This is a genomic window from Aequorivita sp. CRS11 (genome assembly GCF_059693805.1).
Map to the genome: position 1 here is coordinate 1 of NZ_JCATIG010000016.1, position 13065 is coordinate 13065.

Annotated in this window: 12 protein-coding genes and 1 rRNA gene; 12 read left to right on the top strand and 1 reads right to left on the bottom strand. The window is 38.3% G+C overall.

Annotation, left to right across the window (positions count from 1 at the left end; translation table 11 throughout):
• The first annotated feature begins 241 nt into the window (after positions 1-241).
• The 12 genes from AC58DT_RS15335 to AC58DT_RS15390 all read left to right on the top strand — a co-directional run bounded on the left by AC58DT_RS15335 (position 242) and on the right by AC58DT_RS15390 (position 12784).
• The gene (locus AC58DT_RS15335; protein ID WP_497217684.1) at positions 242-1417 is read left to right on the top strand and encodes a DUF748 domain-containing protein; all 1176 of its coding nucleotides are present in this window, start codon (positions 242-244) and stop codon (positions 1415-1417) included.
• Between the two features lie 45 nt (positions 1418-1462).
• Entirely contained in the window at positions 1463-1957 is a 495-nt protein-coding gene (locus AC58DT_RS15340; protein WP_076692489.1) for a tetratricopeptide repeat protein, read from the top strand.
• The gene (gene trmD / locus AC58DT_RS15345; protein ID WP_497217685.1) at positions 1957-2631 is read left to right on the top strand and encodes a tRNA (guanosine(37)-N1)-methyltransferase TrmD; all 675 of its coding nucleotides are present in this window, start codon (positions 1957-1959) and stop codon (positions 2629-2631) included. The genes AC58DT_RS15340 and trmD overlap by 1 nt, the downstream gene beginning before the upstream one ends.
• 146 nt (positions 2632-2777) lie before the next feature.
• Positions 2778-3032 carry an autorepressor SdpR family transcription factor gene (locus AC58DT_RS15350; RefSeq protein ID WP_497217686.1) on the top strand — a complete coding sequence of 85 codons (255 nt, stop codon included), beginning with the start codon at positions 2778-2780 and terminating at the stop codon, positions 3030-3032.
• A gap of 91 nt (positions 3033-3123) precedes the next feature.
• Positions 3124-4392 (top strand): alpha/beta fold hydrolase, encoded by a 1269-nt coding sequence (locus tag AC58DT_RS15355; RefSeq protein WP_497217687.1) that lies wholly within the window; start codon positions 3124-3126, stop codon positions 4390-4392.
• Between the two features lie 44 nt (positions 4393-4436).
• Complete coding sequence (locus tag AC58DT_RS15360; protein WP_497217688.1) at positions 4437-4844, top strand: alpha/beta hydrolase family protein; 408 nt, start codon at positions 4437-4439, stop codon at positions 4842-4844.
• Positions 4845-4983: 139 nt separating this feature from the next.
• Positions 4984-5334 carry a 50S ribosomal protein L19 gene (rplS, locus tag AC58DT_RS15365; protein WP_497217689.1) on the top strand — a complete coding sequence of 117 codons (351 nt, stop codon included), beginning with the start codon at positions 4984-4986 and terminating at the stop codon, positions 5332-5334.
• 906 nt (positions 5335-6240) lie between these two features.
• Positions 6241-8469: an NADP-dependent isocitrate dehydrogenase gene (locus tag AC58DT_RS15370; protein ID WP_497217690.1), complete on the top strand. Its 2229-nt coding sequence runs from the start codon at positions 6241-6243 to the stop codon at positions 8467-8469.
• 61 nt (positions 8470-8530) lie between these two features.
• Positions 8531-10897 (top strand): TonB-dependent receptor, encoded by a 2367-nt coding sequence (locus AC58DT_RS15375; protein ID WP_497217691.1) that lies wholly within the window; start codon positions 8531-8533, stop codon positions 10895-10897.
• Positions 10898-10900: 3 nt separating this feature from the next.
• Positions 10901-11701, top strand: a complete 801-nt coding sequence (locus AC58DT_RS15380; RefSeq protein ID WP_497217692.1) for a DUF4249 domain-containing protein — start codon at positions 10901-10903, stop codon at positions 11699-11701.
• 50 nt (positions 11702-11751) lie between these two features.
• Positions 11752-12567: an N-acetylmuramic acid 6-phosphate etherase gene (gene murQ / locus AC58DT_RS15385; protein ID WP_497217693.1), complete on the top strand. Its 816-nt coding sequence runs from the start codon at positions 11752-11754 to the stop codon at positions 12565-12567.
• On the top strand, positions 12560-12784 hold the full coding sequence (locus AC58DT_RS15390) for a DUF6095 family protein (RefSeq protein WP_497217694.1): 225 nt from the start codon (positions 12560-12562) through the stop codon (positions 12782-12784). The genes murQ and AC58DT_RS15390 overlap by 8 nt, the downstream gene beginning before the upstream one ends.
• A 94-nt stretch (positions 12785-12878) precedes the next feature.
• Here the strand turns inward: AC58DT_RS15390 and rrf are convergent.
• Positions 12879-12988: ribosomal RNA gene (gene rrf, locus AC58DT_RS15395) — 5S ribosomal RNA — on the bottom strand.
• Between the last annotated feature and the right edge of the window lie 77 nt (positions 12989-13065).

Consider the following 13065-nt stretch of genomic DNA (forward strand, 5'->3'; position numbering starts at 1 on the left):
ACCATAAAGTGATGTGTTGAAACCAAAAAAGTGGGGTGTAAATGCGTTATTTTATACAAAATTCCACTTCAGAACAGTTGCAAAAAAACGGGAACAAATCCCCGTTCTTCCTTAGGTGGGTTATGAAAGTTTAAATTTCCTCGCCTGGGGTGCGGCAAACAGTATGTGTAGTTTTATGAGTTCATTAACTGAAAATCTCCAAGCTTTCAATCAAATTTGTTAAAATCATTTATTCTAAAAAATGTCAAACAATCATAAAAGAAGAGGTTTCAAAAAGAAACGATATATATTTCCCTTTATAATTTTAATCCTTCTCATAGCCTTTCGGCTTTACCTACCCACCCTTGTAAAAAATTATGTAAACAAAGTGTTGGCAGACATTCCGGGTTATTATGGGCAGGTAGATGATATAGACATTGCCCTAATTCGGGGGGCATATGTTATTAACGGCATGTACCTTAACAAAGGCACGGCAGAAAGCCAGGTGCCCTTTTTAAACTTTCCAAAAAGTGATATTTCTATTGAATGGAAATCACTCTTCAAAGGCAAAATAGTGAGCGAGATAATTATGACCAGCCCAGAGGTTATCTACGTTTTTGAAGACCAAAAAGACGAAAGCGGAGATGCCAATGTGGACGATTGGACCAAAGCCCTCACAGATCTTGTACCCATAGACATAAACCATTTTGAGGTTTACGATGGCAAGTTGGCGTTTGTACAGCTTTCCGCAGAACCCAATATCGATTTACAAATCAACAACCTCCAACTCACCGCAGATAACCTGCGTAATGTGGTGGAGAAGGAGCGCATACTCCCCTCACCCATTCGCGCAAGCGGTGTATCTATTGGTAAAGGAAAGGTTTCCCTAGAAGGAAATATGAATCTTGTAAAGGAAATTCCAGATATGGACCTTTCCTTTTCGCTGCAGGATGCCGAAGCCACAGCATTAAATGATTTTACCAGACACTATGCAGGGCTCGATTTTGACAAAGGAACCTTTGGGGTTTTCAGTGAAGTAGCCATCGCTGACGGGCACCTCGTGGGCTATATTAAACCGCTTTTAACCGATACCAAACTGATTGGTGAAGACGACGGTTTTCTAGGTGTGTTATGGGAAGGATTTGTCGGGTTTTTTAAATTTATTCTCAAAAACCAAGGCACAGATACCCTAGCCACAAAAGTACCCATAGAAGGAGATTTGAACAATGTAGAGGCAGGTATATGGCCCACTGTTTTCAATATTTTTGAAAATGCCTGGATAAAAGCCTTTACAGGTGAAGTTGATAACGACATTGAGTTTAAGGATGCTTTTCAGGATGAGAATTTAACCCGTGAACAAAAACGGGAACTTAGAAAAAAAGAGCGCGAAAAACGAAGAGAAGAACGCAAAAAGGAACGCGAGGCACGCAAAGGATAATTTGAATTATTATTGCGTATTTTTGCTTCACTAAATATCTACGCAATGGACCACCTTACCAAACTTGAAGAATTGCTAAACCAAGCAAATACCGACATAAAAAATGGAGCTTATGACGAAGCCACCAATAAACTTGAAAAGATTATTGATATGGATCCAAACTTCGGAAAAGCCTATAACCACTTGGGTTATCTTTATGAAGTAAAATTCCGTGAATTTGAAAAAGGAGAAACGCTATACAAGTTGTGCCTTGAAAAAACACCCTTATACCCTCCTGTGTATTATAATTACGCAGTGCTTCTTTCCACCCTCGGAAAATATGACGAATTAAAAGACTTACTCGATACCGCTTTAAACATCCCCGGCATTACCAAGTCTACAATTTATAATGAATACGGTATTATGCTTGAACAGCAGGGAAAACTTGATGAAGCTATTGAACATTACAAAAAATGTGCGTTGGATACTCTGGACAAAGGCGTTTTGGAACGAGCAAAAGGCTCCATTGACCGCTGCAAAATGAAAAAAGAATTCCTGTAATGCGTATTGACATAATAACTGCACTCCCCGAATTGCTACAAAGCCCTTTTGAAGTTTCTATTCTAAAACGCGCCATTGAAAAAGGCCATGTGGAAGTGCACACCCACAACCTTCGTGATTATGCTACAAATGCCTACAAACAAATAGATGATTATCAATTTGGCGGCGGTGCGGGAATGGTGATGATGATCGAGCCTATAGATAAATGTATTTCAGCATTAAAGGCCGAGCGCAATTACGATGAAGTAATCTACATGACGCCCGATGGCAAAACATTCAATCAGCATGCAGCCAACGAACTTTCACTGAAAGAAAATATAATTATTCTCTGTGGACATTACAAAGGTGTGGACCAACGCGTGCGCGACCATTTTATAACCCGTGAAATCTCTGTGGGAGACTTTGTGCTCAGTGGTGGTGAACTTGCAGCCGCAATTGTTTGCGATGCCGTAATCCGTTTGATTCCCGGTGTTTTGGGAAACGAAACAAGTGCGCTAACAGATTCATTTCAAGATAATTTATTGGCACCCCCCATTTACACACGCCCTGCGGAATATAAAGGCTGGACAGTTCCTGAAATACTTACAAGCGGTAACACCCCAAAAATTGAAGAATGGCGTGAGGAGCAGGCGTATAAACGCACTAAGGAACGCAGGCCGGATTTGTTGGAGTAACCCATTCCTAAAGTCTTGCCCTCCCCCGAAAATTAATAAAAAAATACATAATATTGGCTTGCAGATAATTGCAAGCCAATTTCAGTTAAAATCTATTGCAAATTCAAAAAGTTATTTAGATATTTGTCTAAATACTTAAACAAATCGTGAAAGACATTTTCAAGGCACTGAATGATGATACCCGAAGGGAGATACTGGAACTATTGAAAAAGCAGGATCTTACTGCTGGTGAAATAGCTGATAATTTTAACATTTCAAAACCTAGCATTTCGCACCATTTAGACATTTTGCAACGTGCCGATTTAATTACAGGCGAAAAAAAGGGGCAGTTCATTCATTATTCAATAAATACAACCATTCTCGATGATGTTTTTACTTGGTTACTAACCCTAAGAAAATAGAAATTATGAAATGCCCGCGAACAAATTATAAACAAACCGAGGATATACACGAGGGCATTCCATCTTCCTATTTCTCAAATACTTTATAAAGATGAAATTCAATTTAAAAAAAGAGCTTCCACTGATCTTGATAACCATGATTCCGGCAATATTTCTATGGTACGTATGGAAAGACCTTCCTATGGAAGTGCCCCTACACTGGAACATACAGGGTGAAGTGGACCGATATGGAAGTAAAAATGAACTTTTATGGTTAACAACGCTACTACCTATTTTTATGTATCTGCTTTTTTTGTTTGTTCCATTAATCGACCCAAAGAAAAAAATAGCGATGATGGGCGGAAAGTTCTATACAATAAGACTTTTCCTTACACTTTTCCTCTCGGTGCTTTTTACATTTATAATCTATGCAGTAAAAGAGCAGACATTGACAAATCCAAATTATCTTTTTATGATTATAGGCATTTTCTATGTGGTTCTGGGCAATTATTTTAAAACTATAAAACCTAATTATTTTATCGGTATTCGTACACCCTGGGCTTTGGAGAACGAAACTATTTGGAAAAACACACACAGACTCGCAGGCAAGTTATGGGTACTTGGCGGATTGCTGATAATTATTTCCTGCTTTGTCTTTAATCAAGAAACCGCTCTCACTATATTTTTAATAATTACGGCAATTATAACTTTAATTCCGGTGTCTCATTCCTACTTCCAATTTAAAAAATTAGCTGCAGTGGTTATCCTGTTAATGGTATCAACAAGCTTTTTTGCCCAAGAAAACTTCAAACGTCCCCAAACACCCCAAGCGCCTTTTGAATACAATGTGGAAGAAGTTTCTTTCCAAAACACCCAAGATAGCATTACCTTGGCTGGTACATTTACATATCCAATGACCGGACGAAATTTTCCTGTAGCCATCTTGATATCCGGCAGTGGTCCTCAAAATAGAAACTCAGAAATTTTTGGACATAAGTCTTTTTGGGTTTTGGCAGATTATTTAACAAATCAAGGTATTGCAGTGCTACGCTATGACGATAGAGGAGTTGGCGAATCTACGGGCAATTTTTCTAAAGCAACTTCGATTGATTTTGCAGAAGATGTAGTTGCCGCGATTGCATATTTAAAAAGCAGAAAAGAAATTAATCTAAACAAAATAGGTTTAATTGGCCACAGTGAAGGTGGCATTATAGCTCCGATGGTAGCTGCAGAAAATAAAAACGTAGCCTTCGTTGTTTCAATGGCTGGGGTAATGCTTCCAGGCAGTGAACTGCTGCTACTCCAAAAGGAACTGCAACTGCGTTCTATGGGTTCTTCCGAAGATTACATACAAAAGAAATTGAATTTGACAAAGGTATAATGAAGCTTATCAGTACGTCTGCCTCAGATTCCTTAAAGAGGAATTTGAAAAAATATACAAGTGAATATTTTGAGAAAAACCCAAAGTTTGTCTCTGACCATGGTATGACAGAAACTTATTACAAAACTTTGATAGTGGAGTCCTATTCCAGTCCTTGGCTCAGTAATTTTATAAAGTATGATCCGAAAAATAATCTTGAAAGACTAGAATGCCCGTTATTTGCCTTGAATGGCGAAAGGGATTTACAAGTTCCAGCCAAAGAAAACTTAGAGGTTTTGGAGCACATTTCGAACATTGATAGTTCTAAAAAATTCACTTTAAAATCCTATCCAGACTTGAATCATTTATTTCAGGAATGCAAAACCGGAACTTTGATGGAATATGGGCAAATTGAGCAAACACTTTCGCCCCAAGTCTTACAAGATATTGCCGAATGGATCAATAACTTGTGATTGGTTTGATTTTTAAAACCAACAATCAACATTTTTACTTGTGCAATAATATAAATTTCTTACTTTTGCACCCACTTAATCCAACCTCTGGCGAAAACCGCGAACGTTGTTTTAATTTAAACCTTATCAAATTAACAAAATGGAAGCGTTAATTAAATTTGTACAAGACGAATTTGTTACAAAAAAAGAATTCCCTGCATTCGGAGCTGGTGATACTATTACAGTTTATTACGAAATCCGTGAAGGTGAAAAAACAAGAACACAGTTCTTTAGAGGTGTTGTAATACAAGTTAAGGGAACTGGAGTTACCAAAACTTTTACAATCCGCAAAATGAGTGGTACCGTAGGCGTGGAGCGTATTTTTCCACTAAACATGCCAGCTCTTCAAAAAATTGAGATCAACAAAAAAGGTAGCGTCCGCAGAGCTCGTATTTACTACTTTAGAGGTCTTACCGGTAAAAAAGCCCGTATCAAAGAAAAACGTATGTAGTTTATTCTTTGTTGAAAACTATCAAAAGCCCTGTTTTTACAGGGCTTTTTTTATGAACAATTGTTTATAAGCTATGTTTGTAAACTGTGGATTTTTAAAGGTTTATATTTTGTTGCAAATTCAATTTTACGTTCTATATTAGCAATATCAAAAACGGCCTAACAGCCATATTGATAAAACAAAGTAACGTTCTTTTACACTATTTTTTCCAAATTGCTGACGAAGCTAACGCTCGCAAGAATGTTAGTCTCCAGATTTGAAAAAATAAAAAGAATTCACTTTACAAGCTTTTTTTCGATTGCTTGAGGTACTCACGATCTTTAGATTATTAGTACTGAGATTGAAAAAAGTTTTGGGTCAGTTCTTGAAAATGGCATCAACCTCACGGAAGATGCAAATTGCAAAAACAAAACCCGTGTAAGTAAGTCACAGCCGCAAGTCTATAATAATCTTGCCTTGATCCCGATTCTGTCGGGATGGTTGGTAACGATTTGCTTTACAAGGAGCCATATCACAATGTATTTATACAGTGATATGGCTTTTCTTGTTTTAACCTATTCTTTAAAATATACAATTTAGTATAATCATCTGAAAAATTGATTCCAATACCATTCATAGCCGAATCAATAATTATTTTAGGACGGGTCAACCTTTAGGGTCACCCGTACACAAGCCATAGATAAGTCATAAATAGAGTATGAATAGAGTATGAATAGTGTATGAATGAGCGCGATGTTAAAAATGACAGCTACGTTAAATAAACCACCAAATATTATATTAATACACCCTTAAACTGTTGTCTAATGGATGTAATTAAGACCCTCCTAAGCTTTTAAAAGCTCTCGCAAATGTTTATATTTGCACTCCTTAAAATTTCAAAAACCATTATTTCCAAAAAACATTTCAATGACAAAATCTTCCAAAATTATATATACCAAAACCGATGAAGCGCCGGCTTTGGCCACACATTCTTTTTTACCTATTGTTGAAGCATTCACTTCCCCTGCAAACATAAAGCTTGAGAGCCGTGATATTTCACTCGCTGCTCGTATCCTGGCAGTTTTTCCAGAGTTTCTAAAAGAAGAACAGCGCGTAAATGATGATTTGGCAGAATTGGGAGAACTTGCAAAAACACCGGAAGCTAATATTATTAAGCTACCAAATATTAGCGCTTCCCTGCCCCAACTTACGGAAGCTATTGAAGAATTGCAAAAGAAAGGTTTCAACATTCCCGATTACCCGGAAACCGCCACTACTTCCGAAGAGAAAGAGATAAAAGCGAAATACGATAAAGTAAAAGGAAGTGCTGTAAATCCAGTACTTCGCGAAGGAAATAGTGACCGTCGCGCGCCCAAGGCAGTAAAAAATTACGCAAAAAAGCATCCGCACAGTATGGGCGCTTGGAGCAGTGATAGCAAGAGCCATGTAGCTACCATGCAACACGGTGATTTTTTTCACAATGAAAAATCACTGACGATGCCCGCAGATGATACTTTGAGTATTGTTTTGGTTGAAAATGATGGCAATAAAATCGTTTTAAAGAACAACATAAAAATATTAAAAGGTGAAATCATCGACGCTACGGTGATGGGCAAAAAAGCATTGGTTTCCTTTTTGGAAGAACAGGTAAAGGATGCCAAAGAAAAGAAAGTATTGTTTTCAGTGCATTTGAAAGCTACGATGATGAAAGTGAGCGACCCCATTATTTTTGGGTATGCTGTAAAGGTATATTTTGAGGATTTATTCAAAAAATATGCTGATACATTTGAAAAACTAGGAGTTGATGCCAATAATGGCTTAGGCGATTTGGAAAATAAACTTTCCGAATTGAATGAATATGAAAGAGATGCCATTCTTCAGGACATTAAAAAAATAATGACCGAAAACCCAGATTTGGCAATGGTAAACAGCGACAAAGGCATTACCAATCTCCACGTTCCAAGTGACGTTATTGTCGATGCTTCTATGCCAGCGATGATTCGAAATTCTGGACAAATGTGGGGGCCCGATGGAAAAAGCCACGATACAAAAGCCGTAATTCCAGACAGTAGCTATGCAGGCGTTTATGAAACCACAATTGAATTCTGCAAAAAACACGGAGCGTTTGACCCTACAACTATGGGTACCGTTCCAAATGTAGGCCTAATGGCCCAAAAAGCTGAAGAGTACGGAAGCCATGATAAAACTTTTGAAATTTCTTCAGAGGGAAAAGTTCAGGTTTTGGATGCTTCGGGAAAAGTAATCATTGAGCACAACGTTGCAAAAGGAGATATTTGGAGAATGTGCCAGGTAAAGGATTTACCAATACAGGATTGGGTGAAACTCGCTGTAGAACGTGCCCGTGCCACTGGAAATCCAGCTGTATTTTGGTTGGATGAAAACCGTGCCCACGATGCCGAACTTATTAAAAAAGTAAACAAATATCTTCCAGACCACAATACTGAAGGACTTGAAATTAAAATTCTTTCCCCGGAAAAAGCAACAGAATATACTTTAGAACGCGTAAAAGCTGGAAAAGACACTATTTCGGTAACAGGAAATGTACTTCGTGATTATTTGACCGACCTCTTCCCTATTTTGGAATTAGGCACAAGTGCAAAAATGCTTTCAATTGTTCCATTGATGAATGGTGGTGGTCTTTTTGAAACGGGTGCAGGAGGTTCTGCCCCAAAACACGTTGACCAACTTTTAGAAGAAAATCATCTTCGTTGGGATTCGTTAGGTGAATTTTTGGCCTTGGCAGTTTCCTTGGAACACTTGGGCACAAAATACGATAATCCAAAAGCAATTGTTTTGGCAGATGCCCTTGATGAAGCCACAGAAAAATATTTGGACAATAGCAAATCACCTTCACGAAAAGTAAACGAAATTGACAATCGCGGCAGCCATTTCTATCTAGCAATGTATTGGGCCGAAGCCCTCGCAAATCAAGAAAAGGATCAAGATTTGAAAAAAATCTTTTCGTCAATTGCAAAACAGTTAAAGGATAATGAAGAAAAAATAAATGAGGAGCTTATAGCAGTACAAGGCCAATCAGTGAACATTGGGGGTTATTATGAACCCACTGAAAAACTGGTTTTTGAAGTTATGCGGCCAAGCAAATCCTTAAATAACATACTTTCAGAAATAAAGTAAAGAACATACCGTTTTATAAACCTTCAGCTTTGCTGGAGGTTTTTTTTACCCCAACAAATCTATGCAGCTGAAAAAATTATTTACTTTTTTGTTTTTCTTAGGAACTGCGCTAGCTTTTTCCCAAGAAAAATTTACAATAAGCGGTACTATTTCCGAGGCAGAAACTGGAGAAACGCTCATCGGCGTAAATGTAATTATACCGTCTCTTCAAACAGGAACGGTCACAAATCAATATGGTTATTACTCGATCACTCTTCCGAAAGGTGAATACGAAATAGTGTACAGCAGTATTGGTTTTGCAGCACAAAAAGTACAAATTTCACTTTCTGAAAATGTGAAAAAGGATTTGGCTCTTACCACCGATACCGAAAGTCTGGATGAGGTAATAATTGAAGCAAACAACGAAAGATTAAACGTACGTAGCTCACAAATGAGTGCCAATACACTTTCCACAACCACTATTAAAAAAATTCCCGTGGTTTTGGGCGAAGTGGATGTTATAAAAGCAATAACGCTACTTCCGGGAGTTACAAGTGCCGGCGAAGGAGCCAGTGGCTTCAATGTTCGTGGCGGTGCAGCAGATCAAAATTTAATTTTGTTGGATGAAGCCACACTTTATAATTCCTCACATTTATTCGGTTTCTTTTCAGTTTTCAATCCAGATGCCATAAAAGATTTAACGCTTTATAAAGGTGGAATTCCCGCACGTTACGGTGGACGGGTTTCTTCGGTTTTAGACATTTACCAAAAAGACGGAAACAAACGCGAATATCATGCCAGCGGCGGGATTGGGCTGGTAGCGAGCCGTTTGCTTTTGGAAGGACCGATTAAAAAGGATGTCGCCTCATTTTTGGTGGGTGGCCGTAGTAGTTATGCCCACCTCTTTTTACCACTTTTTGATAATGACAACGTGGCTTATTTTTATGATTTGAACGCCAAACTTAGTTACAATCTCAATGATAACAACCGCTTATTTTTATCTGGTTACTTCGGAAGGGATGTTTTTGAAATATCGGACAGTTTCGCGAATAGCTTCGGAAATACAACTTTAAACCTGCGCTGGAACCATCTTTTTTCAAATAAGTTGTTTTCAAATTTATCTTTGATTTATTCAGATTACTATTATGGTTTAGAGCTGAAGTTTGTTGAATTTGATTTTGACAGCGGCATCCGGAATTTTAATTTGAAATATGATTTTACACATTACATTTCAAACAATATTGATTTGCGCTATGGCATCAACAGCATTTATTACAAATTCAATCCTGGCGATGTAACGCCAACAACGGAAGATTCTGGAATAAATCCCTTTAAACTCACCGATAAGTACGCTTGGGAAAACGCCGCGTATGTTGATGCAGAAATAGAGCTCTCAGATAGAATTTCGATACAAGCAGGACTTCGATTGTCTACTTTTAACCGCTTGGGGCAGGACGAGTTGTTTCTTTACGAAGACGACAACCCCATAATTTATAATGAAAGCTTAGATATTTATCAAAAAGCAAAACCGATAGACACTGTTTCTTTTGGCAGAAGTGAGACCATAAAATCCTTCGCCAATTTGGAGCCGCGTTTTGCAATCTCTTACTTGTTGAATGAAGATTCTTCCCTAAAAGCCAGTTACAACCGAATGGCCCAATACATTCATTTAATAAGCAACACCACTTCCCCCACACCTTTTGATATTTATGCGCCCAGCGGCAAGTATATTGAACCACAATTGGCAGATCAAGTAGCATTGGGGTATTTCAGAAATTTCAATAACTATTCTCTAGAGGTAGAAACTTTTTATAAAGAAGTTAAAAACCGTTTGGATTATGTTGATGATGCAGATTTAATCGCCAATGATGCGGTAGAACAAATTCTTTTAAATGGTGAAGCAAGAGCTTACGGACTGGAAGTGCTTTTCAAGAAAAACACAGGAAAATTTCAAGGTTGGGTGGCTTATACCCTTTCAAAAAGCGAACAGCGCACCCCCGGTAGAACGCCCACTGAAAGTGGAATAAATAATGGTGAATGGTATAAATCGCCTTGGGACAAAACACACGATATTTCTATAACCGGACAATACGAATTTACAAATAAATGGTCCTTTGGCGCCAATTTCATCTTCCAAACAGGAATACCAACTACCTACCCGGAAGGACAATATGAATACAACGGTGTAGTTGTTCCCATTTACGAAGCACGAAATAGCAGCCGTCTTTCAGCGTTCCACCGTATGGACCTTTCTGCCACCTGGACCCCAAAACCCGAAAGTACAAAGCGCTGGAAAGGCGAATGGGTTTTCAGCATTTACAATGTGTATAATCGTAAAAATGCTGCTTCGGTCTCCTTTCGGGAAAACACTGACACGGGTCTAAATGAAGCTGTAAGACTCTCCATTTTTGGGATAATCCCTTCGGTAACCTACAATTTTAAATTTTAAGCTATGAAGAAGTTATTTTTATTGGTGATTTTCTTCGGAATTTTTTCTTCGTGTGAAGATGTAATAGACGTTGAACTTAATGACGCACCTCCAAGGTTGGTTATAGAAGCAAATTTGAATGTTTGGGAAAATGGAGCTTCGCAAGCAAGTGTGCGGTTAACGACCAGTTCTCCTTTTTTTAATAATGGGGTACCTTTTATTACAGATGCAATAGTAACCGTTACCGATGAAAACGGAACTGTTTATCCTTTTATATATTCTGATAATGGTTTTTATACGGCCAATCTTGTGCCCCAGTTAAATATTGAATATACGCTTTCTATAATTTACAAAGATGAAACCTACACTGCCACAGAAACGCTTTACACAGTTTCTCCTTTGGAATTCGTTGAACAGCGCGATGACGGCGGTTTTACGGGGGAAGATATTGAACTGAAAGCATATTTTACGGATCCCCCAGGGGAAAGAAATTTCTATTTCTTCGAGGGGATTTCAGAAAGAGGTGATGTACTTGATGTTTATAATGACGAATTCTTCGACGGAAACACAATTTTTGGATACTATTTGGTGGAAGATTTGGCTCCCGGCGACGAGGTACAATTCAATATATACGGTGTAAGTGAAGCGTATTATAACTTTATGTTTATACTTTTACAACAAACCAGTGACCAAGGCGGTGGACCCTTCGAAACTCAACCTGCAACTGTCCGCGGTAACATTGTGAACCAGACAAATCCTGATAATTATCCGTTGGGTTATTTCAGGGTTTCTGAAGTTTCAACTCTTAATTATACAGTCCAGTAAATCACAATTCAAAAATCGTACATCGTCAATCATAAATCGTAAATTTGTTTATGTCTTTTATTAAAACAACGGAATCCGATTCAAAATACAATCATTTGGAAAAAATGAGCGTTTCTGAATTGCTTCAAAACATCAACAACGAAGACAAGACCGTTGCATTTTCTGTTGAAAAAGCACTTCCGCAGATTGAAAAACTTACCGAAAAAGTAATTGAAAAATTAAAGGCTGGCGGAAGACTATTCTATATTGGCGCAGGAACCAGTGGCCGTTTAGGAATTGTTGATGCCAGTGAATGCCCACCCACCTTTGGTGTTCCGTATGACTTGGTTATTGGTTTGATTGCCGGTGGTGATACCGCCATCCGCAAAGCCGTGGAATTTGCCGAAGATTCCGAAAACCAAGGTTGGCAAGATCTTCAAAAGGAAAACATTTCAGAAAATGATATTGTAATAGGCATTGCGGCTTCGGGAACTACGCCTTACGTAATTGGTACCTTGAGAAGGTGTAATGAAAACAATATTCCAACGGGCTGTATAACTTGTAATGAGGGAAGTCCTTTGGCCACAACGGCAAAATTTCCAATCGTTGTTACTGTTGGATCTGAATTTGTTACAGGAAGCTCACGTATGAAAGCTGGTACGGCACAAAAGCTTGTTCTTAATATGATTTCGACCACTGCGATGATTCAATTAGGAAGGGTGAAAGGAAACAAAATGGTAGATATGCAATTAAGTAACAACAAGCTAGTTGACCGTGGCGTAAGAATGATTATGAGTGAATTGAATATTTCAGAAAAAGAAGCACAAGCACTTTTGGAAAAATATAAAAACGTTCGGAACGCAATAAACAATTTTCAAAATGGGTAAAGAACACACAGATTTTGACCTATTGAAAAAGGGCCTAAAATTTATGGCTTTCGCTTTGCCCTTGCTTTTTTTAAGCCCTTATTTACTTACTTTATCATTTCTCAATAAAGAAACCTTTATGTTCTTCGTATTTCTTTTCTTTGGAATTCTAGCCGGTGCTGGCGCAATTTATCTTTGCTTTAAGGGTATAAATACTATTATGAAGTCAATCTTTTAATTTTCCTATCTACCGTCCTATCATTTAGAATTAATCAGAAATTTCGATTTACCCCATAAAAAAAGTCCCTCATTTTTCAATGAAGGACTTTAAAGGAAGGCGGCGACCTACTCTCCCACAGGATTGCAGTACCATCGGCGCAAACGGGCTTAACTACTCTGTTCGGAATGGTAAGAGGTGAGCCCCGTCGCTATAACCACCTTAAATCAGCCCCCTAGCCCCCGAAGGGGGAACCACTGGGCGCCCGTAGGGGCGCGAGGGTGTATATCGTGACATATCGG